The following is a 23,974-nucleotide window of genomic DNA, read 5'->3' as shown; positions in this document are numbered from 1 at the left end:
CGTTTAAGCGTTAGCACATTATCAATTACAGTAATAAAATCAGCACCATGTGGATTCTTTTGCCTTTTTTTGATTGGTAAATTTCTTAACACTTATAGCTAAAGTAATTTAAGAGAGCCAGCGCGTGACTAGTTCTTATTACTTGATCAGTCTTCTGGATCCCAGTACTGGAATGACAGGAGTGTGAGATAAGGCTACATTCATACTCCAACAGGAATGACATCATAGAGGTCATTGAGATGACAGGAAAGAATACTTGAATGACAATAGGGACACTAGAATGAAAGGAAAAGAGGCTATTTAATTGTGCTGAATTTTACAAAATTTATTACTCCTGCCTGACAAATTTATTAGAATAGTATGTATAGTATGTTTATTAGTGAAAATCCGAAAAAAATGCAAGAAAAGTTAATATATTACTTTAGCCAAAGCAACTGTGAAGGTAATGCAGCAATGAGAAATCTACTAGGAGGGAAGGGAGCAAATCTGGCAGAGATGTGTAACATTGGCATTCCTGTTCCACCTGGTTTTACAATTTCCACTGCTGTTTGTCAGGCCTATTGTCAAGATAATGAATTGTCTTGTGATCTACGTAACGAGATAAAAAACTACATGGCGATGCTCGAAAGTGACATCGGTTGTAAATTCGGGGATTCAAATAATCCTTTATTAGTTTCCATACGCTCTGGTAGTGTGAATTCAATGCCGGGCATGCTCGATACAGTCCTAAATGTTGGCCTAAATGATGCAACCGTTGTTGGGCTTGCAAAAAAAAGTGGCGAACGTTTTGCCTATGATAGCTACTGTCGTTTCATCATGATGTACTCGAGTGTTGTACTACAGCTTGACCATCACTTATTTCAAGACATTGTTGATAGTGAACAGCAAAAAAGTGGAGCAAAAAGCTTAGCTGATCTTAATGTTGATGTTTTAAAGAAAATTGTTAATGATTTTAAAGAGATAGTATGTGAAAAAACTGGAAAGCATTTCCCGCAGAACGTTGAAGAGCAATTGTTAAACTCGGTTAATGCAGTATTTGCCTCTTGGAAAAACGATAGGGCTGTTTCCTATAGAAGAATACATAATATTCCTGAAAACCTTGGAACAGCGGTCAACGTGCAAGCAATGGTTTTTGGTAATTTAAATGATAATTCTGCAACCGGCGTGATATTTACACGTAATCCTTCAACTGGAGAAAAAAAGCTTTTTGGTGAGTTTTTAGTTAATGCTCAGGGTGAGGATGTGGTTTCTGGTGTTTATACTCCTATGCCAATTGACGGGGAGCAAGAAAGTACCATGGAGAAGTTGCTACCAAGTGTCTACCGAGAATTATGCGCGGTATGTGAAAAACTTGAAAGTCATAATAAGGACATGCAGGATATCGAATTTACTGTACAGGACGGTAAGTTATGGATTTTGCAGACTAGGTCTGGCAAGCGCACAGCCGAAGCTGCTATTCGCATAATAGTTGATATGGTAAACGAAGGAGTGATTACAAAAGAGGAAGGAATATTGAGAATTGATCCAAAAACTTTTGACAATTTATTGCATCCAGTTCTTGATGTTAAAATCGATCAAGAAGTAATAGGCAAAGGACTGCCAGCTTCTCCAGGTGTTGCTTCTGGATATGTAGTATTCAGTGCAAGTGATGCTGAAAAAGCTGCAGAGCAGGGTAAAAAAGTAATTTTGGTAAGATCAGAGACGAGCCCTGAAGATATTAATGGAATGAATGCTGCAAGTGGAATAGTAACAGCGCGAGGAGGTATGACCTCGCATGCCGCTGTTGTAACTCGTGGAATGGGTAAACCATGCATTTGTAGTCTAAATGGACTTTATATTGATAAAGATGAAAAATTTCTTTCTATGGGGGATATAAAAGTAAATAAAGGTGAATCAATCACCATCAATGGAGGAACAGGAGAGGTTATGCTTGGTATTCTTCCTACAATTTTGCCTGAATTATCTCAAGAATTCAAAACGATAATTAACTGGGTAGATGAAATCAAAACAGTGAAGGTGAGAGCGAATGCTGATACTCCAAAAGATGCAAAAATTGCAAAAGAATTCGGTTCAGAAGGTATAGGATTATGTCGCACAGAACATATGTTTTTTGCTAGTGATAGAATCGAATTCATTCAAAAGTTGATAATAGCTGATGATGAAAATGAAAGGACAAATGCATTAAATAAACTCGAAGAAATGCAAAAGTCTGATTTCAAAGAAATATTTTCTATTATGGAGGGCAGGGAGGTTACTATACGTTTACTTGATCCACCTCTACATGAGTTTTTGCCCCACAATCAATCTATTATAGAGAAAATTGCCAAATCACTGAATAAGTCAGTTGAATCAGTAAAAAATAAAATAGCACAGTTATCAGAAAAAAATCCAATGCTTGGCCATCGAGGTTGTAGACTTGCTATTTCTCATCCTGAAATATATGGCATGCAAATTAGGGCAATACTCAGTGCTGCAAGTGAATTAAGGAAAGAAAAGAAGATAGAAGTGAAACCTGAAATCATGATTCCTTTTATCATGAGTGAGAAAGAGTTTATTCTGATATGCGAGTTAATAAAGAAAGAAGCCGAAAATTTCGATGTGAACTATTCAATTGGAACGATGATAGAACTGCCAAGAGCAGCACTTATTGCTGACAAACTCGCAAAACACGCAGAATTTTTTAGTTTTGGCACTAATGATTTAACACAAACAACTATGGGACTTTCACGAGATGATTCAGTTAATTTCCTCGATTCTTATAAGGAAAGCAACATATTCAAAAACGATCCCTTTGAGGTGCTAGATGTCGAAGGGGTAGGGGAATTAATCAGAATAGCTATCGAAAGGGGCAAAAAAACCAGAAAAGAAATTAAACTTGGTATATGTGGAGAGCATGGAGCGAATCCACAGTCCATAGAGTTTTTCATCAAATCAGGGGTTGATTATGTGTCATGCTCGCCTTATAGAGTACTGGTTGCAAAATTAGTGGCAGCACAGCTTAGCATAAGTTTGTTGGGTAAATAGCGATAACTAACTGTGCGAACATAGATTCGGCTAACAAGTAGCGGAATGATGATTTTTCAAATTGTCGATAAATCTAAGTCAGTTTAGCTATTTTGCTGCTGCTTTTTCTTTTCTTAATATCTTAAGAAAGATTGACTTTTTGTCTAAAATAATATAGGATAAAATAATAGTGAGTGAGGTAAAAATGTCAATATCAAAAGAACGTAAGGAATATTTACTAGAAAAGTTTAAATATGCTGCCAAAGAATTTGGCAAGTCTGGTACAAAGTCCAATCATCTAGCAGTACCAAAGGAACAGCAACTCTCTATTGATTTAGGTAATAGAAAAGTTTTTGGTATCATAAATAAGATTCTGTATTGGATAGAGAATAATTTTACTTATTTTTTTCCACGATATAATTTGTTTCCAGAAGTTGGAGTTGAAGGAAGAAAAATTCCTGGAACTAATACAAGGGTTAAGTATTTTAACTCTGATGAACAATTTGATCAAAGAAAATTTATTGGCGAGCAAGATGGGGAACTTAAGTTATACAACTTAGAGGGCAAATTATATGATACAACTGATAAAATTAGTAAGGGTAAAAAAGGTTGTGTAGCTTATGTTATCACGCTTGATGGAAAATTAGTAACTCATGAACATATTAATGTTAACAAAAGCGAATGGGCTTATCGTCATTCAACTCTTGCAGGCGGTAAGCCGATTTTATGTTCTGGTTTAATGAAAGTGGTAAATGGTAAAATAACTTATATAGACAATAATAGCGGGCATTATAAACCAGAATCAGCAAACTTATACAATGCAGTGAAAAAGTTAGAAGGTCTATTTTCGAAAGATGCGAAAGTTGTTTGCTTACCATATTGGATTAGCTTGAAAAAACAAATTCCGCTTATACGCAAAATTAATCTAGCCAAACGAGAGCCAGTAGAGGAATTCTTGAAAAGGATGGAGAAAAAAGGGAAAGATGGATTGACTCAATATAAAAGACATTTTGAAAAGATAAAGAAATTTAATGAGCAATATGAACAAAAATTCCTTCTTGCAAACTATAAGTCACCTACAAATGAACTGTCCTACAAACCAACTATACATAAAAAACACAGATTGAAATACTCTGAATATATTAACTTACACCTTAATTTTTTGAAAGAGTTTGATGAAAGTCCTGAAGTGCAAAAAATAGCAATAGAACATTCAATAAGAAGGGTTATTGGAGCAAATTAATGGCCATAAGCCTACAGTTGCGCTTGCTAAGGCACAGGTAATAGATAAAGATGGAAAGCTGCAAGAAACGGACGAAATAGTAGGTATAAATGTTGCTTTTCACCATGAGAATGATCGTGATGGCTTTGCTAAACTTCTAGATTTTAAAAAGTATAGCTATATTTGCGAACCTCATTTGCAAGATAAAAAAAATAGAGCAGATATGGAAAAATTAATGCCCAATAAACATGCAGTTTTTATGAGTACAGACCAGGCTAATAAATTTATAAAGGGCACTTTACAAATTAAAATTGATAGTGTTGAGCAATTGGGTGTTGGTTTAGTGATGGGCTAAAGCTCTGTTTAAATATATATTTAGTTTTGTTACAATATTCTTATTTTCATCATATAATATGATGGAAATTTTATGCACAACTTTTTTATTTGATTAAAAATTGCATTTTTGCAATAAAAACTTATTTATTGTAAGAAAACTTGCTCATATAAAACTATTTATAGAGTGACAATAGCTGTGTTATACTTACACTTCTGATTCGAAAATTTATGCAGTTATTTCTAACAAGATTGGTCAATAAATTTTACTGTTTAAGGATGAGAAACAAAGTAATCATCGTTTCCGGTATTGCTCTTATTCTACTGTTTTTTATCAACAGTACATTTTTAAAAAAAGATCAGGCGGTTCATAGTGATAATCCAATTAGTAGTTTTTCATTAAAAACTCAGGATTATACTCCACAAAATCGCACTGTATATTTAAATTTTTCTGGTACGGTAAATCCCTTGCATAGGGTCAGCCTTGTCTCAAGAACAAGTGGTCAAGTTATTGCTATTTATTTGTCTGATGGTGAAAAAGTAAAAAGAGGCGATGTAATTTTAAAGATAGAAGATTATGACAGAGTTGAGCAAGTTGAAAAAGCCAAAGCTTTATTAAATCAGCGTGAAATTGAGTATGATTCCTCTCGAAAATTGAATACAAAAGGGTATGGAGCACAGATAAGAGTGGAATCAGCTTTTACTGCATTGCAGAGTGCAAAAGCTGACCTAAAAAGGCTAGAGTTGGATTTAGAAAATACTGCGATTAAATCCCCTATTGATGGTTATGTAGATAAGATCAACGTAAATGAAGGGGATTTTGTTAATCTTGGACATAAGATAACTGACATAGTTAATTTTGATCAGGTTCTTGTGGTGTTATATGTTTCAGAAAATGAAGTAAATAAAATAAAGCTAGGTAGCACAGCGCAAATTAATTTGCTAGACGGAAGGGAATTAGTAGGTGAAGTGAGTTTTATTAGTAAAATTGCTGAGCCTAAAACTGGATCTTATAGAGTGGAGGTAAAGGTAACTGATAATGAGATTATATCTTTGCAAGGACTGACTGCTAGTGTAAGCCTCCCTTCAGGTGAAAGATTTGCATATAAAATTCCTTCTTCGGCCTTAAGCTTAAATGACGATGGTATTCTTGGAATAAAGATTGTTGATGATAATAATTATGTAGTATTTACAGCAATAGAAATTGTTGATTATGAAGACGATGGAGTTTGGGTAGTCGCAAATAATGAAAGTAAGCCTATAAAGTTAATAACATTGGGTCATCTATTTGTTAAGCCTGGTGATAAGGTTTAGCTTGTATATACACTTTTAGTAAAAATCAGATAAAATTCCGTGTTAGCAATAATTATAAAAATACTTACTAATATACTTATCTAAGTATTGACAATTATTAACAAGAAAGCTAGTTGTATAAATGTTTTATAAAAAAAGAGTGTATTATATGCCACGTATTAGTGAAGAAAAGTATAAGCGTTATCGTGAGTTGAATAACCTTGACTTAAATAAAAAGTTAAAAGAAGCTATAAATGAGCTAGATTATAATAAGATAAGGAGTATTATTTTTGACAATGAATTGGAGTCAATTGACGATGAAATATATGGTGCATTATTTTTGAATAAATATCCTAGCTTTCCCAAATTTTTACTTATGCTAGGAGACAGTAGTTCAAGTGATGTAGTTAACTTTTTTATACAACATGTTCCAAGTAAATTTTTGTGTGGAGAAGGCCCTAGAAATAGTTTGGGTAATATTCCATACATAGAATTTATCTTTAGTTACAGACAAGACGCAATACCTACTCTATTAGAGGCTGTTTCAAAATCAGACAGAGACGATACTATCGTATCTGGAAAAGGTTTAGTTTCTAGTGTAAAGAAGAGAATAGAAAACATTGAGAGTAATGGGAGCCCTTATTATAGAAATGAATCTTGTGCAGCATATTCTTGTTCTGATAATCCACAAGATTACTACGATGCAAAAGAGGCTATTGAAGAATATTGCACAAAAAATGATAATGGTGATTACGAAATCGTTCCAGACTATCTTTTTACTATAAAAGATCAACCTCGAGAGCTAAAGCGATTGTTTATAGATATTGCTGCTGCCATAAGAAGTGATAGTCTTGATAAAGTGCAAAGTGGTCTGAAAGCAATTGAAGCAAGTGTTCCTAAAGCTGATCTGCGCATTATTGATAAAATCAGTACGTCATTAAGTTCTCTAATAAAAAAGGCTAAACAAAATGTAAATATGGCACGCGCTATTAGTGATGTACAGGCAAATATTACTTGGCCTGGTACATTTCTTAAAGAGAATGTCTTATGTACAAATAGTGTACAAAAGTCAAAAAACTAAAGTTTTTAATCAGGCTAGGTGTGAGGCACGCCTATTTTTTTCTTGCTTATTTCCTTACTAAACAATCTGTTTTTCTTTCAATAAACTCTGTAATTCACCTTTTTCATACATCTCGCGGATTATGTCACAGCCACCAATAAACTCTCCCTTTATATATATTTGTGGAATTGTTGGCCAATCAGAAAAACTTTTTATGGACTGACGTATTTCATCATTCTCAAGTACGTTGATGCATTTAAACTTTACATTCAAATTTTTGAGAATTGATACGACGAGCCCAGAGAATCCGCATTGAGGAAAGTCAGAGGTGCCTTTCATATACAGCACTACATCGTTTTCTGCTATGTCTTTTTTTATTTGTTCAAAGTTGTTCATAAATATCACCTTAATTTTAAGCTCCAGTTTCTAGTTGCAATGCATGTATAGATTGACCTTCAAGAGCCTTATATACCATTCTATGTTGTTCTATTTTTGTCCTTCCAGAAAAACACTGGGAAGTTATTTTTAAATGGTAGTGATCATCATCTCCAGCAAGATCCTTAATCTTTATATCGGCACCAGGGAATGACTGTTTGATAATTTTCTCTAATTCATGAACTGCAACAACCATTGATTCACTTTAAATTACAATACTCTTATTCTAAATCTAAAACAACTGAGCGCAATAAAAAATTGCTACATAAAAAATAGAAGTATGTTAGCATAAAAGTGAAATTATGTGAGGTTTATATGGCGAATAAAAGATTTAAATTTACATACCTACTAACTTTGCTCACTTTTTCATTTAGGTGCTTATCTTATGATAGTGAAATAAATAATTTAAAGAATTTTTATATTCAAGCTAACTATTTTGGAGCATTTTTCAATGCAATAGGTTCTCTAAAAGGAAAAGAAGATGCAGGTGAAAATGTAACGGAAGGTGTTTTTAGCTTTAATGAGGAGGAGAGGATTGAGGCTGGATATAGTCCTAAATACGTTCCAGGACTTGCAGGTGGTGCTTCAATAGGATATGTATTCAAAAATATGAGAGTTGATCTTGAAGTTCTATATTCTCAGACTAACTTAGATGATGAAGATTACTCAGATAAAGGAAAAGCAAGATATATTGAACTTCGTCGTAATGATGATGTTTCTGTTGGAACAGAACGTAAATCACCTTGGAGAAGTGGAAAAGTTGATATTGAAATTCAAGAAAAGCCGCCTAATGTTCAAGTAAAGTTCAAAGCTGCATTTAAGATGAAAAATGAAGGTTTTAATAATTTGGCTGGAATGATCAATGTGTATAATGATTTTAACGTCGGAGAAATGCTCTGCATTCCATATTTTGGAGTTGGTGCAGGTGTAACTAAGGTTAAATTTTTAGGAAAAACCAGATATGCTTTGGCTTACCAAGCAAAGCTTGGTGTTAATTATCCACTTACAACAAACACTCAAGCGTTTGCTGGTTTACGCTATTTTGGTATTCTTGGTAACGAATTTAAAGGTATTCTGCCAGTAGCAAAGATACTAGCTGGCGAAAAATATATTCCTGCTGGTAAAAGCAATGAAGTTGATGAAACTGCACGTATGCAATCAACAACTACAACAATTACCAATAGGTTTGGCATATATGGCTTAGAGTTTGGATTGGTTTATCGCTTTTAAATTTATCCAATTACGTATGTGAAGACAATAAATTGAGCGTGCTGAGAGCCTTAGCGAGGCGAGATTTTAATTGACTTGCATACTCATTCCAGTCCTCTATTTCCTTTCTTGCCACACCTGAGGTAACGGCAGCTTTTGCAACAGCAGGAGATACCATAGAAATTAATCTTGGATCAAATGGAGTAGGTATTATATATTCACGTCCATAGCTCATTTTACGACCGCCATAGGCTGCAGATATCTCATTTGGCACTGGCTCACGGGCAAGCTTCGCTATTGCATCTGCAGCTGCAATTTTCATTTCTTCATTTATTGTCGTTGCATGTACATCAAGTGCTCCTCTGAATATATAAGGAAACCCCATTACGTTATTGACTTGGTTGTTATAGTCTGACCTACCAGTTGCAATTATTGCATCTGGCCTTACAGACTTTGCAAACTCAGGCCTTATTTCTGGATCAGGATTAGCAAGAGCAAAAATGATCGGGTCTTTACCCATGCTTTTTAACATCTCTTCGCTGAGCACATCCTTTGCAGAGAGTCCGATGAATACATCAGCGCCTTTTATGGCATCAAGTAGAGAACGTTCTTTAGTGTCAATTGCATATTTTTCCTTCCACTTATTCATGTCCTCTTTTCTGTCTTTGTGTATTACTCCTTGTTTGTCACATAGCACTATGTTCTTAGCGCCCATGGACTTTAGTATTTCCAAACACGCAATACCAGCTGCTCCAGCACCATTCATGATGATCTTGACATTCTCTAATTTCTTTTCAGCAATATCGAGGGCATTTTCTATACCAGCTGCAACAACTACTGCAGTGCCATGTTGATCATCGTGGAACACCGGAATATCCATCAACTCATTTAGACGTTTCTCTATTATAAAACAATCAGGAGATCTTATATCTTCTAGATTTATTCCCCCCCAACTTGGACCAAGATACCTTACTGCATTGATGAAATCTTCTATGTTTTCTGTGTCAACTTCTATATCAATTGCATCAATGTCAGCAAAACGCTTAAATAAAACAGCTTTGCCTTCCATGACGGGTTTTGAAGCAAGAGGACCGATATTGCCAAGTCCCAGCACTGCGGTGCCATTTGAAATGACAGCCACATAATTGCTTTTTGCCGTGTAATCATAAACAGCTTTAGGATTTTTAGCTATTGCAAGGCATGGGGCTGCAACACCAGGGGAATAAGCAAGTGATAGGTCATGCTGTGTGGATAAGGGTTTTGTTGGTATAACTGATACCTTACCAGGTTTACCACTTTTATTATGGTACTTAAGTGCTTCTTGTTTTGTGGTGTTATCTAAATCATTATTCATGCTTTGAGCTTATTGTTAGTAATTTCCTAAGTATATGGGGTTTTTATGAATGTTCAACTATTAGCTTGTGAACTCTATTGTACTTCTGTATAAATTTATCTACTACGTAGGGTGATGTGACATGCTTAAGAAAAACGTGCCTAATTTGCTAACAATTTCTCGTGCGCTCGCAATACCGGCAATAATATCAAGCTTTTATATAGAGAGTAAGTATGCAAGTCTAATAACAATATTGATCTTTATGTTTGGGTGCATTACAGATTTTTTTGATGGTTATTTAGCGCGTGCATGGAAAGTCCAATCGAATTTTGGCAAATTATTTGATCCAATTGCCGACAAGTTAGTAGTAGCTTCAACAATAATCATGCTAGTTTATAAGCATAAGATAGATGATATTACAATTATACCGTCAGTTATAATTGTTTGTAGGGAGATATTAGTTTCAGGCTTGCGGGAGTTCTTGATAGCTACAAACGTTAGTTTACCTGTGAGTAAGGCTGGGAAAATTAAAACATTTTTGCAGATGGTTGCTATAGTAGCGTTAATAATGAGTGATTATGAAGCAACTAAATATATAGGTGTGGTTTGCTTATGGGCTGCGGCTGTTATGACTATGTGGTCAGGCTATAATTACGTTCTAGCTGGCATCAAACAGATTGACTAAATTGCTTAAGAGTATACAAAGAAAGTTAATAATTTCATAACATTGACTTAGTAATTAAAATCCTATATAATGTATTAGTTCATAAGTTGGTCTGTTCATATGACTAGTATTACAGGCACTAAGTTTTTTTTAAAAAGATCCAAAGGTAAAAAAGGTGCTAAAATGGAAGATTTTTTCTGGGATTTTTGGCCAACAGTTGATGAAGAAGTCAGAAAAGAAAGAGAGGAAGAAAAAAGCAAAAAGCTCGAACAAGAACTATTAACACTAAAAAAAAGAGAGCTACATAGGAAATGTGTATCATTGGTAACAATGGTTCCATTTGCATTATTGATGGCAATTGAGCTCGAAAAAACATGTAGCGATCAGGTATTACTTGGCCTTATAAGCAGCTCATTAGGCCATACTATATTACCTTTCACAGTCTTATCCCTTATTTGCACGCTATATTTAATTTATAATAATAGAAAAATAGCACAAAAAGAACGAGAATTGGAGAATATTGAAAGTGGGAAAACAGTAGAAAAAGAAAAGAGAGACCTTCCTTGTACCGTTGATGATTACTTTAACTATGCTGATGCTGCTTTAGTTACATTAGTTATTGTGGCTAGCATAGTAGGTGAAGCATTGGAGCAAGGAATAATAGGAGACGTAGCTTTTTCAATTTCTAGTCTATTTTACTTTGTAGCGAGTGCTACTTTCTGCTATCGCGAGTACAAGAAAAGTAAAAAATATGAAGTAGAAAAAGAGCAAGACTTTGATGAGAAGTTTGAAAAAAAGACAAGCAATATGTCTTCAGCTAAGTTAATGCTCGCTGGTTCTTCTTTATTACTAATCAGGAAAATAATATTGATTTCTGGAGTAGCATTAGCATCATCTGCTGTTGGGCCTGCTTTAGGTCTGGTAGGTATTGCTCTTTTGATGGTAGGAAGTGGATTGATCACACATTCTTATAGTAGAAAGCTAGAGAACGTAGAAGTGAGTGGAAAGGGTGTTGCAATAGGTGGTGGTGCGAGCAATATAGGTAATGGTGGCCAAGAGACGCTTTTCGTTCGATGATAATGCCAAAAATTTGTTTATTTAGGTAATATTTAGTCTATACTTTATTTTGATCAAAAAAAATCTTATGTATAAGACTTTAATCATATGCTTTTTTCTTCTGACTTGCCCCTTCACGCAGTTATATGCGAATGATCTTGAACACACTGAAACTGAACTATATGAGGAGGCAGTTAAGCTTTATGATCAGAAAAAATATAAGCAAGCTATTAGAGCATTTCAAAAGATAGAGGATTTGTATCCTTTATCTTATTGGGCAATGAAAGCAAAATTATTATCTGGAGTTTCTTACTATAATATGGGTAACTACAGCAGTGCTGCAAGTGATATGGATGATTATATATACGTTTATCCAAATGGTGAAGATTTGCCATATGTATATTACTTAAGAGTATTATCTTATTACATGCAAATTAATAAAGTGCAGCTTGGGCAACAAATTGCATATAAAACTTTAGAGCTAGCTACTGAATATATTAATCTTTTTCCGAATAGCGAATATATAGAAGAGATCAAAGAAAAAGAAAAATTAATCACAGAACATATATCAAAAAAAGAGTATTCTATTGGTGAATTTTACCTAAAGCGTGGTGAATATTTAGCAGCAATTAAGCGTTTTCAAGATATGATAAGCAATAAAGATTCTAAATATTCTTCTAGAGTTATTAGTTATTTAATAACAGCTCACTTAGCTCTTGGCCTTGACTTAGAAGCTGAGCAGTATGAAAATATGTTAGTAGAAGGGGTGAATTAGTTTTCTTATGGCTGGTCATTCACAGTTTTCAAATATAAAACATCGAAAAGGTGCTCAGGATGCAAAGCGCTCGCAAAAATTTACGAAGCTCATTAGGGAAATAACAGTTGCTGCAAAACAAGGGCTAACTGATCCCGAGCTTAATCCACGTCTTCGCTCTGCTATCTTTTCTGCGCGAAAGGAAAATCTACCAAAAGATAAAATAGAAACAGCAATAAAAAATGCAGCTGGTAACGTTGCTGGAGAAAGTTATGAAGAAATACAATATGAAGGCTGCGGACCTTCTGGTGCTGCACTTATTGTCCATGCTCTGACAAGTAATCGCAACCGAACTGCTTCTGAGATACGTTATATCTTTTCTCGCAAAGGCGGTAATTTGGGAGAAACAGGATGTGTGAGTTACCTTTTCGATCATGTAGGCTTAATTGTCTATAAAGCAGAGGGTATAAATTTTGAAGATTTATTTAACTATGGAATTGAATTAGAAGTATTGAATGTTGAGGAAAATAACAAGGAAGAATTATATGTTATAACTTGTGGAGTGAAAGATTTTGGTAGAGTGCGTGATGCTTTCTATACAAAATTTGGAGAACCAGAACTTGCTCGTCTTTCATGGCAACCAAAGGACCTGATTGAAGTTAGCGACAAAGAATTAATTGATAAATTATCTATATTAGTTGAAGAGCTAGAAGATAATGATGATGTGCAGTATGTTGAAGGTAATTTTATTTTTGCTGATAAACTATGAGGCTGGTAATATTTCTACTGCTTTGTATTTTACCAGCATATGCAACTGAAACATTTGCGCAGAAAGACTATTGTCATTCCAGTGCCCAGACACTGGAAATTGATTGTAAACAGCACGCTATACAACATTTTCGATTAAAAAACTGGTCAAGCACTGGAATGACACTAACCCACTCTCCAGTGTTATTCCAAGACGGGATCAGGAAAAAAAAATCTACAGAAAGTGATAGAAAGTTGTTATTCATATCCAGTGACATAAAATCCTCTTTTTTTGATGCAGAAGGTTTGGCGCCAGATACAATAATGAGATTAATCGGCATATATAAAGATTATGGTGTAGATTTTAAAAAAGACATTGTGCCAAAAGGTAAGTTGGAGGTTCTTTTTGAGAAATCGCTCGGTAATCAGAAGGCTGAAGAAAAAATTTTATATACTTCACTCACAACAAGCAATAAAGCTATAAGTTTATATTATTATGAGTCACAAAACAGCAAAGAAGAGTATTTTAATAAAGAGGGGGTAAGCTTGAAGAGTAGCGAAATTTTTGTAAGTCCTTTAAACGGAGATTTTCGTATATCCTCGAATTTTGGTAATAGAAAGCATCCCATTCATGGTAAAATTGCTTTTCATAAAGGAGTAGATTATGCAGCTAAACTTGGCACTCCTATACACGCCACTGCAGAAGGTGTAATAGAATATATAGGAAAGAATGGTGGCTATGGTAATTACATCAAAATAAAGCACAACAATAAATATTCAACTTGTTACGCACATATAAGCAAATTTAGTAGCGATGTAAAGTTAGGCTCTAAAGTAAAGCAGGGTCAGGTTATAGCTTATGTTGGTAGCACTGGTGTTGCAACAGGGCCCCATTTACATTATGAAGTTATGTATAATGGTAAACACATTGATCCGCTTACGATAGCTCATGGCAATGAGATAAAGTTGCCTGATCGTGAATTAAGAGAGTTTAAATTATTTGTAAGTAAGGTAGATGAAATAATCAGCAGAGAGGGTGCAAGTGAAAAAGCAATCTGATAAAGACAGCACAGATAAAAATACGATAAGTGATAGAAATTTAAGTAAAATTCAGGCTTTTCCTGTACTAATAGCGCTAGGGTTAATTTTATTGGTACTTTTTGTGTATGACAGCACAATTGCACTTGGAGTTGCTGCTGTTTCAATTTTGACTTTTCTTCAGGCACTTTTCGTTAATGACCCTAATGAAGCAAGAGTGATAGAGTTTTTTGGTCATTATATTGGAACTTATTTTAAGTCTGGAATATGCGTAACGCTTCCGTTTTCGAGTAAATATAGAGTGTCTCTGAAATTTCAGAATATTAACACAGAAAAAATTAAAGTTAATGATGCTAATGGAAGTCCGATAGAGATTTCAGTAGTAATTGTTTGGAGAGTGAGCAGTCCTGCGAAGGCATATTATAATGTTAATAATTATCATGATTTTGTTTTTGTGCAAAGTGACTCGGTAATTAGAGAACTGGCAAGTAATTATCCGTATGATAGCGAAAACGATGAGGAATCTTTGCGTAAAAATTCTGATAAAATTTCAAATGAATTGAGATCAATGCTACAACAAAGATTGAATATTGCTGGAATTGAAATTGCAGAAGCAAGAATATCGCATTTGGCCTATTCATCTGAAATTGCACAAGCAATGCTGAGGCGTCAACAAGCGCATGCCATCACCTCTGCAAGAAAGCATATAGTGCAAAATGCAATAGGAATTATCGAAGAAGTAATAGCCCATTTTGAAAAAAATAAAAGCTTACAATTGGATGGAAAACAAAAGGTTCAATTGATAAACAATTTGCTAGTTGCTCTGATCTCTGAGCAGGATGCACAGCCGACTATTAGTTTGGATAATAATTAGCATAGAAGCCGATTGGGTTTCATGAATGCAAGTCACTGTTAATTTCTTGATTAATAGACTAAATGATGTTATAAATTACACGCATTAGGGGTGCTCTAAAAAAGCTGAGAGTACATAAAGTACAACCCTTTGAACCTGATCTTGTTAAAACAAACGTAGGAAAATGTATGTATATAAATATTGAAGAATGCTTTGGCTTCATCGCGTTCATTACATCTCTCATTGGGTTATTGCCTCAAGTATATAGAGCATATATCACAAAACTTACTCGTGACATATCGATGCTAATGTTGGTGAATTATCTTATTTGTTCATCATCTTGGCTTATTTACGGTATTTGTCAGGGTTTAACTTTTGTGATACTCAGTAATATTGCTGGATTAGTGATCAGTATAATATCAATTGTTCAAAAATGTTACTACGATGCAAAAACTGCACGGAGCGTTTTATAACCATATGCTACATTGTAGCGTGGAGCAAGAATATCGCTCTATTGTAGTGCTAAATGGAGAAATACCTGATTCATCGTTTTTTAAACAAGATATACCTGTTATTGCTGTAGATGGAGGAGCAAACAAGCTTCTATCAATTGGCGTAAAACCTGATCTTGTAATAGGAGATTTGGATAGTATAAATCCGAATTTACGTGCTAACTTAAATACAGTATATCTACCTGATCAAGATTATTGCGACTTTTCTAAAGCAATGGCTCACTTAAAAACAGTAAAGTTATTGCCATCAATAGTAACGGGTATTACTGGAGGAGCAATTGATCATATACTACAAAATATTAACTTTTTTTTAAGTACAGATAGTATCTTTTATATGCCTTCGCCTCCCATGGTGGGGTACGCCTTACAAAAAGGTATTAGCTATTTTTCCTCTTTGCTAAAAAATACTAAAATATCCTTACTTGGTATACCGAAAGCTCAAATATCAACTAAAGGATTAAAATGGGAACTATGCCATAGTAACCTTGCTTTTCCAGGAAAGAATTCTTGCTTTAATCGAAGTTTAGGCAATGAGTTATCTATAGAAATACACAGCGGCGTGTGTTTAGCAATGATATATTTAGAAGCAGTAAATGATGATGGTGTGTATTGAGTTAAAACATTAAGAAAAAAAAAGTAGAAAAACCGTGTTAACACTAATTCTAAAAACTACAGGCGCCTGTTGTTAGCTAAAGTAAAGGTCAAATATCTGGAATTCTGGACATAAAATCCTCCTGTATAAAAAAGATTCAGAATGTACACACAACAGATGTGGCTGAATTTTTATTGAAAAATTGGTTAAAAGGTCTGCAGACCGAGATAGATTTTGAGCTCTCTAAATATCTCTACCATCATTATAATGGCATCTTGAGTATGCGGAAGCAATTTTTTCATTAAAATAAAAAATTTTATTGTCCCAAATTTGGGAGAAAAACCCTGGACTTGAAGTCCATCCTTTTAAGAATATAATTTTAAGGTGAAAAATCTGAAAGAATGTGGAATATTATAGAAAAAGCAGTCACTCTGTATATATATCACATAGTGTGGATAACAAAATATCGATATCCAGTACTAGTTGGAGATATTGGACAGAAAGCTAAAGAAGTTGTACAAGAAGTATGTGCAAATAATCAAGTAGAAATTATCAGAGGTAGAGTTGCGTCAAGTCATGTACACGTATACGTTTCTGTACCCCCATACTTAAGTATTAGTAAGTTAGTGCAGTTAATAAAAGGAAAAAGTTCCAGAAAAATCCAGCAAAACTTTCCAGAGCTAAAAAAGAGATATTGGGTTGTGGGCAGTAGGCTACTTTGTCAGGACTAGCGGAAATGTAACTGACGAAATGATAAAAAATTATATTGAAAATCACTCTAAAAAAGAAGATAAATTTGGTGACTTTCAAGTCGAAAGTTAGCATTCTATGCTCTCTCTCAATCTTTGGATTTTAATCCATAGTGGTTGAATCTACAGCGAATAAAAAGGAGTTTGCTAATTTTCATACTGATCGGATTTCACTACTCAAACCTAGAAACTTTAATGTATCAAGGTATTTATTCAGGGGAATGTGCAAGCCAATGCTCCCTTTTTTGTCATTCAAGTAGTCTTTTCTTGTCATTCAGGTAGCTCCTTATTGTCATCCCAGTGCTTGACACTGGGATGACATTGTCTTGAATGGGAATCGTTTCGTAATACACCAAAGGTTGTGCACCAAAAGAGCGTCATTCCAGTCTGGAATCCATTATACTCCGTAAATTTAATTGGTTTCATGACATCAACTTTTGCATTCCAGTTATGCAAGAAATCTATTATATAATATTATTATCACCCTCTTGATAGTTTGTTAGCTCCTCTCCTCCTGAGTTACTTGGTGCAATTATTTGATCAGATTCAGTTGATGGTTCATCAGATCCAAACAACCATGAAAAAAATCCACCAAAAAATGATCCTATTAAAGAAAAAGGTTTAATCAGTATACCAAACAAACTACTAAAAAAAGAGCTTGGCTGTTCTTCATTTGTTGATGATTCACTTCGTGGACTAACACCATTTTGTGTAAGTGTTATGTCAATAGAATGTCCATTATCAGCAGCTTCAATTTTTACATCACTTTCTTCTTCTGCACTGATCTCCTGTTGTTCTTCCTTTGGTTCTTGCTCTTGTGTAACTGGTTGGACATTACCTTCTTGTCCAGCATCTTTCTCTTGATCTCCTTTACTATCTGTCGATACTGAACTGTCATCAGTTTTTTCTGCGGCTTTTTTTAATAGAGCTTTTATTTCTTCTGTTTTAGCTAAATCAAAAGGAGTTTTTTCATCCTTGTCTTTTACATTGATATCGATTCCGTCTACTGCTAATAGAATTTTTACTATTTCTATATGACCATTTTTAGCAGCATAATGTAAAGGGGTCTTTTCACTTTCATCTATTGCATTAACATCTGCCCCCTTATCTAGATCATCTTCTAGCTGCTGAGAAAAACTGTCCCCAAGCTTAGCAAATAAGTGTAAGGGAGTCGCTTTATATAATTCTAGTTTAATTTCATTAACACCATTGGGTTTGTTAAAATATATTACAGAACTAAATCTTGTTTTATTATTTATATCGGTACCAATCTTTATGAAGTCTAAATCATTTTTAACAAAATCTTTTCCTGATGATTGGTAATGGTCAATGACTTGCTTTTTTATTGACTTATGAGATCTTTTAATATTTTCTATAATTTTATTTACTTCTTCTTGTGAAAAGCTGAAAGCTAAAGGTTCATAATCTTTATAATCATCAGAAATTGTCGCTTTGAAAAGGGTATAAACTTTATTGATTTGTCTTGAAGATATTTCTTTTTGTGAAAAGTTGAAAGCTGGAGGATACACACTGTAATTAAAACCTTCATATTTAAACTCAAGTGGCCCAGTTCCAATAAATTTTAGATTATGATCCTTTGTTAGTTGTGATAAAAAATTTTTCCATTTACTTTCATCAAACTCGTTGTAACGAGGCCATGAGTAAATTAATACTTTATCTCCAACATCTCCAAATTGTACATGAATACTGTTTGAATATATCATTATATTCTTTTCCAAAATCATAGGTGTTAAGAACCTTAACTGACATATTATGAACATCATTGCTGATATATTTTAAGAAGATTTCCCTAACTTTGTGAGTCTTTTCAGCTAATCGAACTTTCTCACCCTGATTTAGAGAGCTGTTAAAATGTGTATAATCAATAAAATTGCCACTCATCTGCACTTTTCTATAGAAATTGTATTATCATGGTACAGTTGCTAATAATCAATGAACTCTGCAGATAAAGTTCTCTGGATGCCAGCAGGCTTTGTTGCACCACTCAAGGAAAGAACAGGCAGTTACTGATGGAATTTGTTATAAAATAGATATTTAGCCGACAAAGGAAAAATATGCCAATAAGAATGAAAGTCAGTAACTGCAATGAATATAACAAATTTCTTCAAGAAAGGGGAAATGTTTTTCATTATATCAACGATGCCATTGAAAATTGGTACGAAAATAGTCCAAAAGTAGCAGGTGGCAACAATGTCTACAGCGACAAAGTAGTGATTCTAATTCACATAATAACCTATCTATTCAGGATTGGTCTTAGGCAAACAGTGGGATTTATAGAGAAATATCTTGAGCAAATAGGGAAAATTTTGCAAATTATCAGCTATTCGCAGGCTTCAAGAAGGTTTAAAAAGCTTAATATCAAAATCAACGACTGCAGAGTTGATAAGAACGATATGGAAGATATTGAAATTGCTATAGATAGTACAGGTATCAGCATCTACAATAATATTCCAGGCCATAGTAAGGCAAATGGTACAGATAGAAAGTATCGCCGCTATGAGCAAACAAGAAAGCTACATGTAATGCTAGAGATAGGTAGTAAAAAAGTTATAGCTGCAAAATACAGTAGTGGAGTTTATTCCGACCACTATGGAGCCTGTGATCTTATTGAAAGAGTGGATACCAAGTATAACATAAGCACGATATATGCAGATAGGGCATATAATCGAAAGAAGTTATACAAACTGTGCGATGAGCTTGACATAAAGACAAGGATTCCTCCGCAAAATAATGCAGTAGAGCATCCAAAGTTGGATTATATGAATGAGAGAAATTCTACAATCAAGCTCATAAAGTCATATGATGAAGATGGTATGAAGAGGTGGAAAAAAGAGATAAATTATTGGAAGAGATCTTATATAGAAAGTTTTTTCTCGCGACTGAAGCAAATATTTGGATTTAGTTTTAGGAATAAATCTGAGATTAATCGTGAGAAGGAACTGCTACTCAAGTGTTATTTGCTTAACAAATTTACTGAAATAGGCATGGCTAAGTTTGATATAGCTTCATGAATTTATTATACATTACCCACTATCCGAAGAGCTGTGCAACAAAGCCATGCCAGCACCACATACCGAAATTACACCTTCATAAGGTTATATAAGAAATCTATTGTAATCAGCCTTCTCTGTGTTTTTCAGTATATTTAAGTAAACTATATATAAGAATTGCAATTATAGAACATGCAACTGTTAACAGTAAATTTGGTAAAATACTATAGTGAAAAAATTTTCCTACTATGTATATTCCAACAGCCCCAAACATCATATTGCAAAATGAGAGAACTGCACTACCAAGCCCTATACTTTTGACCGTTTCTAAAGCAGAAGTTACGTTATTGCTGATTACGAGTGCAAGCCCGATATTGCTCGGAATCCAAGTAACTTGAAGAATAAGTACACTTAACTTGTTTGTGAGATAAAAATATACCAATAAACCATCCGATATCATCGGTAATACCAAACCTATTATTAACATCTTGCTCACTCCTATTTTTGGTACGTACCTTCTATTAATTAAAGTTCCAATTATGTAAAATATAACTATGATTGATATGAGATAGCCAAAATATTGTACTTCAACGCCCATTGATTCAAATATGAACGGGTAGTTAGCAATGTATGCCCAAAGCCACATGAAAGTTAATCCATGAATGGCTGAAAACCCAAGGAAACGATAATTCTTAAATATTAATATATACTGCTTGAAGATATTAATACTGGCTTTACTTTTATTTACGGTCAGCGTTTCTTGTAGCTTCAAGTAAATAAAAATGAGCATAATAATTGCGGCAAGTGATATGATAAAAAACAAAAACTTCCAACTATAACCATGTGAAATTATATAACTGCCTACCACTGGAGCTATTCCAGGTGAAAGTGCTACTACCATATTTAACTTTGAGATTACTCTTGAGTATTCACTACCTGAGTACATATCCCTGATTGCTGCATATCCGACAACGCCTGCAACACCAGCTCCTGCTCCTTGTATAAAACGGATTAATATTAAAAGTATAATATTATCAGCTATGCAACATACAATACTTGCCAAAGTAAAAATTGCCATGCCAATCAGCATTATTAGGCGCCTACCATAATAGTCTGACAGTGGCCCATAAATTAATCCAGATATTGCAACTCCTACTAAATTTAAACTGATCGTAAGCTGCGCTATATTACCTTTCACCTTAAAATAGTTGGCAATACTTGGCAATGCAACTGAGTATAAGTCTGTTGCCATATCAACAACTGCTACAGATAATATCATAATAAGAGAGATGATATTTTGTGAAAAAGCTGTCGACACTAATGATTTACTGGATTAAATATGTTTAATTGTAGTATATTTTTCTCATTAGTATATTAATTTAACTGCTAAAGTTTAAAATAATTATGTAAGCAATCTCTATATAAAATATGGATAAATCACAACTAGTTAAAGAGGTTTTCGATTCTGTAGCAAATTGCTACGACATCATGAATGATATAATGAGTTTTGGAATGCACAGGCTATGGAAGGATAAGATGGTAAATAGTGTGCATTTTAAAAAGCACTCCAAGGTTTTGGATATTGCTGGAGGAACCGGAGATATAGCTATAAGAATAGCAAGAGGGGAGCCAAGTGCTCAAGTTACAGTATGTGATATAAATCAAAACATGCTGGACAAAGGGTGTGATAAAGCTATAAATTCAAATCAGCTAAATTTCAATTGGGTATGTGCAAATGCAGAGAGTTTACCATTTGAAGATTCCGAATTTGATTATTATACAGTAGCTTTTGGTATTCGAAACTTTTCCGACCGTAAGAGGGCTTTAAGTGAAGCATATAGGGTATTGAAGCAAAATGGACAATTTGTCTGCTTGGAATTTGCCCCTATGCATTATCAAAATGAGATATTCACCAAATTTTATGACTTATACTCATTTAAAGTAATTCCTAAAATTGGCAGCATAGTTGCTAAAGATAAGGGTTCTTATGAATATCTAGTAAAAAGCATAAGAGAATTTCCAACTCAGACTAACTTTAAAATGGAAATTGAAGAGGTAGGCTTTAAGAATGTTGAGTTCCACAATATGAGTTATGGAATAGTAGCATTACATATTGGAACAAAATGAATATTAAACTCTGGTCTATTCAGTAGTTTTTTTGCTAACTTTCTGTAATTTCGCAGCGTTTTTCCTTCAGTAGAAATCAAGCTAAAGTTTCTTGAACGTATTGTTCTAAGGAAGTACACTGTAGACTAATGCTGTAACTTTTTCCTGAAGCTAAATACTTAACTTTAAAATAAAATGCAATCTAACATTAAGCAGTTATTTTACTATATAAAACCTAGTTTACATTATTTTACCGTAGCGTTTATTGCAGTTCTATTTTCAGCTTTAACGATTCTTCTTTTTGGTAGGGGCTTAAGCAACATAATTGATTCTGGCGCAGAGCATAATTTTACTACTAATCTATTAGTTGCAATACTGATAGTTTTAGGCATCTCTCTCACTGCATTTATTCGGTTATATTTCATTGGCATTGGAAGCGAAAAAGTTATCGCAAGAATCAGATATGACTTATATAGCAGTATTACTGATTTACAACCAAGTTTCTTTGAGAATACAGGTGTGCAAGATGTTATCTCAGCATTAATTACTGATACCTCTGCATTGCAATCGATAATAAACAGCAGCTTATTGACAATATTGAGGAATTTTGTGGTACTAACTGGTAGTGTTGCAATGCTGTTGTATACAAATCTACATCTAACCGCATATGCAGCTGCAATAATACCTATACTGCTCATTGTCATGACTTCACTTGGGAAAAAAGTACGCAATTATGCACGCTTTGCTCAGGATAAATTAAGTGAGCTTGCATCATTTAGTGAGGAAAATTTTAGATCTATAGTAACTATCAAATCGTTTGTACTCGAAGAAAATGAAAAAATCCATTTTCAGAAACATCTAAACTCAGTATCAAAATCATACGTAAAATTAGTACTCTTGCGTGCTATTTTAGTAACTCTAGTTATCACGTGTGTGATAGGTTCGCTAGTTGTTTTGCTTTTTTTGGGAATAAAAGAAGTCTTAAGTAATAATATGACCATTGGAGAACTCTCCTCATTTGTGTTTTATTCAGCACTTGCTGCAGGGGCTGTAAACAATCTAAGCGATAACATCAGTGATTTGCAACGAGGTCTTGGAATTGTAGAGCGTTTATTTGAATTTATGAACATGAAAAGCTCTATATTAGATAATGATAATCCTATAAGGATCAATAGTGTTCAAAAAGGAATTTCGTTTAACGATGTAACATTTTTTTATGCTGATAAGCCAGCATTAAATAACGTATCATTTTCTATAGAGGCAGGTCAAGCAGTATCAATTGTTGGACCATCTGGCAGTGGTAAAAGCACCATTTTAAAACTTCTGCTCCGTTTTCATGATCCAAGTGAAGGCAGTATTACTATCGATGGACAGAATATTAAGACAATTGCGCTAAATGATCTAAGATCGCTGTTTGGCTTAGTACCACAAGATCACATGATATTTTCTTGCTCAATAATGGAAAATATACTATATGGTAAACCAGATGCTGAATATGAAGAGGTGAAGCAAGCAGCTATCAGCGCTTATGCGATGGAATTTATTGATAAGCTACCGGATAAATTTGATACATTTGTAGGAAAAAGAGGACTGAAACTTTCTGAAGGACAAAAACAACGTATTATAATAGCAAGAGCAATACTGAAAAATCCTCAGGTTTTAATACTGGATGAAGCAACTTCCGCCCTCGACTATAAAAGTGAAAGCCTAGTGCAAAAAGCACTTAGCAAGTTGATGCAAAACAGAACAACAATTATAATTACGCACAGGCTATCAACCGCACTCAAAACTGACAAGATTATAGTGATTAATTGCGGGAAAGTGGAAGAAGTTGGTACTCATGATTCTCTAATGAATAAAGATGGGCTGTATGCAAAATTGGCGAAGATATAGTAAAAACTGAAGGAAAATTTGAGTCATACTTGTTGGTTGTTATGCTAAATTTGGCAATCTGGTTATTAAATCTTTAATTATTTTGACCTATAATAGTTCTATAATAGTTCT

General features: G+C 34.1%; 22 protein-coding genes, 1 pseudogene and 1 riboswitch. Of the genes and pseudogenes, 18 read left to right on the top strand and 5 right to left on the bottom strand.

What is annotated here, in order from left to right; translation table 11 throughout:
- The first annotated feature begins 396 nt into the window (after positions 1-396).
- The 5 genes from ppdK (at position 397) to OPR29_RS03785 (ending at position 6,932) form a co-directional block, all read left to right on the top strand.
- The gene (ppdK, locus tag OPR29_RS03805) at positions 397-3,024 is read left to right on the top strand and encodes a pyruvate, phosphate dikinase (RefSeq protein ID WP_265025095.1); all 2,628 of its coding nucleotides are present in this window, start codon (positions 397-399) and stop codon (positions 3,022-3,024) included.
- A 184-nt stretch (positions 3,025-3,208) separates the two neighbouring features.
- Complete coding sequence (locus OPR29_RS03800; protein WP_265025094.1) at positions 3,209-4,246, top strand: hypothetical protein; 1,038 nt, start codon at positions 3,209-3,211, stop codon at positions 4,244-4,246.
- Positions 4,233-4,580 carry a hypothetical protein gene (locus OPR29_RS03795; RefSeq protein ID WP_265025093.1) on the top strand — a complete coding sequence of 116 codons (348 nt, stop codon included), beginning with the start codon at positions 4,233-4,235 and terminating at the stop codon, positions 4,578-4,580. The genes OPR29_RS03800 and OPR29_RS03795 overlap by 14 nt, the downstream gene beginning before the upstream one ends.
- A 257-nt stretch (positions 4,581-4,837) precedes the next feature.
- On the top strand, positions 4,838-5,872 hold the full coding sequence (locus tag OPR29_RS03790) for an efflux RND transporter periplasmic adaptor subunit (RefSeq protein WP_250147227.1): 1,035 nt from the start codon (positions 4,838-4,840) through the stop codon (positions 5,870-5,872).
- A gap of 148 nt (positions 5,873-6,020) precedes the next feature.
- Complete coding sequence (locus OPR29_RS03785; RefSeq protein WP_264376750.1) at positions 6,021-6,932, top strand: hypothetical protein; 912 nt, start codon at positions 6,021-6,023, stop codon at positions 6,930-6,932.
- Positions 6,933-6,989: 57 nt separating this feature from the next.
- On the opposite strand, the gene grxD is transcribed toward OPR29_RS03785, so the two are convergent.
- Complete coding sequence (gene grxD, locus OPR29_RS03780; RefSeq protein ID WP_007302570.1) at positions 6,990-7,307, bottom strand: Grx4 family monothiol glutaredoxin; 318 nt, start codon at positions 7,305-7,307, stop codon at positions 6,990-6,992.
- A gap of 16 nt (positions 7,308-7,323) precedes the next feature.
- Positions 7,324-7,542 (bottom strand): BolA/IbaG family iron-sulfur metabolism protein, encoded by a 219-nt coding sequence (locus tag OPR29_RS03775; RefSeq protein ID WP_007302571.1) that lies wholly within the window; start codon positions 7,540-7,542, stop codon positions 7,324-7,326.
- A 119-nt stretch (positions 7,543-7,661) separates the two neighbouring features.
- On the opposite strand from OPR29_RS03775, the gene OPR29_RS03770 reads away from it, so the two are divergent.
- Positions 7,662-8,576 (top strand): P44/Msp2 family outer membrane protein, encoded by a 915-nt coding sequence (locus tag OPR29_RS03770; RefSeq protein ID WP_019236934.1) that lies wholly within the window; start codon positions 7,662-7,664, stop codon positions 8,574-8,576.
- 10 nt (positions 8,577-8,586) lie between these two features.
- Here the strand turns inward: OPR29_RS03770 and OPR29_RS03765 are convergent, their stop codons facing one another.
- Positions 8,587-9,909, bottom strand: coding sequence for a malic enzyme-like NAD(P)-binding protein (locus OPR29_RS03765; protein ID WP_082241867.1), 1,323 nt, complete (start codon positions 9,907-9,909; stop codon positions 8,587-8,589).
- Positions 9,910-10,030: 121 nt separating this feature from the next.
- Here OPR29_RS03765 and pgsA point away from each other — a divergent pair, with 121 nt between their 5' ends.
- The 9 genes and pseudogenes from pgsA (at position 10,031) to tnpA (ending at position 16,926) form a co-directional block, all read left to right on the top strand.
- Positions 10,031-10,573, top strand: a complete 543-nt coding sequence (gene pgsA / locus OPR29_RS03760; protein WP_265025092.1) for a CDP-diacylglycerol--glycerol-3-phosphate 3-phosphatidyltransferase — start codon at positions 10,031-10,033, stop codon at positions 10,571-10,573.
- 99 nt (positions 10,574-10,672) lie between these two features.
- Positions 10,673-11,629: a hypothetical protein gene (locus OPR29_RS03755; RefSeq protein WP_007302576.1), complete on the top strand. Its 957-nt coding sequence runs from the start codon at positions 10,673-10,675 to the stop codon at positions 11,627-11,629.
- A gap of 67 nt (positions 11,630-11,696) precedes the next feature.
- Positions 11,697-12,383: an outer membrane protein assembly factor BamD gene (gene bamD, locus OPR29_RS03750; protein WP_007302577.1), complete on the top strand. Its 687-nt coding sequence runs from the start codon at positions 11,697-11,699 to the stop codon at positions 12,381-12,383.
- Positions 12,384-12,390: 7 nt separating this feature from the next.
- Complete coding sequence (locus tag OPR29_RS03745; protein ID WP_265025091.1) at positions 12,391-13,131, top strand: YebC/PmpR family DNA-binding transcriptional regulator; 741 nt, start codon at positions 12,391-12,393, stop codon at positions 13,129-13,131.
- Positions 13,128-14,168, top strand: coding sequence for a M23 family metallopeptidase (locus tag OPR29_RS03740; RefSeq protein ID WP_265025090.1), 1,041 nt, complete (start codon positions 13,128-13,130; stop codon positions 14,166-14,168). The genes OPR29_RS03745 and OPR29_RS03740 overlap by 4 nt, the downstream gene beginning before the upstream one ends.
- The gene (locus OPR29_RS03735) at positions 14,152-15,021 is read left to right on the top strand and encodes an SPFH domain-containing protein (protein ID WP_010404803.1); all 870 of its coding nucleotides are present in this window, start codon (positions 14,152-14,154) and stop codon (positions 15,019-15,021) included. The genes OPR29_RS03740 and OPR29_RS03735 overlap by 17 nt, the downstream gene beginning before the upstream one ends.
- A gap of 76 nt (positions 15,022-15,097) precedes the next feature.
- Positions 15,098-15,200, top strand: a riboswitch (TPP riboswitch).
- Positions 15,189-15,473 (top strand): SemiSWEET family sugar transporter, encoded by a 285-nt coding sequence (locus OPR29_RS03730; protein WP_010404806.1) that lies wholly within the window; start codon positions 15,189-15,191, stop codon positions 15,471-15,473. (Overlaps the previous riboswitch by 12 nt.)
- Entirely contained in the window at positions 15,445-16,125 is a 681-nt protein-coding gene (locus tag OPR29_RS03725; protein WP_149168814.1) for a thiamine diphosphokinase, read from the top strand. The genes OPR29_RS03730 and OPR29_RS03725 overlap by 29 nt, the downstream gene beginning before the upstream one ends.
- A 382-nt stretch (positions 16,126-16,507) precedes the next feature.
- Positions 16,508-16,926 (top strand): annotated as a pseudogene (gene tnpA / locus OPR29_RS03720) (IS200/IS605 family transposase).
- Positions 16,927-17,317: 391 nt separating this feature from the next.
- Here the strand turns inward: tnpA and OPR29_RS03715 are convergent.
- Positions 17,318-18,577 carry an ankyrin repeat domain-containing protein gene (locus tag OPR29_RS03715; protein ID WP_265025089.1) on the bottom strand — a complete coding sequence of 420 codons (1,260 nt, stop codon included), beginning with the start codon at positions 18,575-18,577 and terminating at the stop codon, positions 17,318-17,320.
- 351 nt (positions 18,578-18,928) lie between these two features.
- Between OPR29_RS03715 and OPR29_RS03710 the strand changes: the two genes are divergently transcribed.
- Positions 18,929-19,885, top strand: coding sequence for an IS5 family transposase (locus tag OPR29_RS03710; protein WP_213863789.1), 957 nt, complete (start codon positions 18,929-18,931; stop codon positions 19,883-19,885).
- 106 nt (positions 19,886-19,991) lie between these two features.
- On the opposite strand, the gene OPR29_RS03705 is transcribed toward OPR29_RS03710, so the two are convergent.
- Positions 19,992-21,143, bottom strand: coding sequence for a Bcr/CflA family efflux MFS transporter (locus OPR29_RS03705; protein WP_254229834.1), 1,152 nt, complete (start codon positions 21,141-21,143; stop codon positions 19,992-19,994).
- Between the two features lie 149 nt (positions 21,144-21,292).
- On the opposite strand from OPR29_RS03705, the gene ubiE reads away from it, so the two are divergent.
- The gene (ubiE, locus tag OPR29_RS03700) at positions 21,293-21,991 is read left to right on the top strand and encodes a bifunctional demethylmenaquinone methyltransferase/2-methoxy-6-polyprenyl-1,4-benzoquinol methylase UbiE (protein ID WP_052265047.1); all 699 of its coding nucleotides are present in this window, start codon (positions 21,293-21,295) and stop codon (positions 21,989-21,991) included.
- Between the two features lie 174 nt (positions 21,992-22,165).
- On the top strand, positions 22,166-23,863 hold the full coding sequence (locus OPR29_RS03695) for an ABC transporter ATP-binding protein (RefSeq protein ID WP_265025088.1): 1,698 nt from the start codon (positions 22,166-22,168) through the stop codon (positions 23,861-23,863).
- Positions 23,864-23,974 lie beyond the last annotated feature (111 nt).

The organism is Wolbachia endosymbiont (group B) of Pammene fasciana, from assembly GCF_947251495.1.
Lineage (GTDB): Bacteria > Pseudomonadota > Alphaproteobacteria > Rickettsiales > Anaplasmataceae > Wolbachia.
This window is presented reverse-complemented; position numbering and strand designations above follow the sequence as displayed.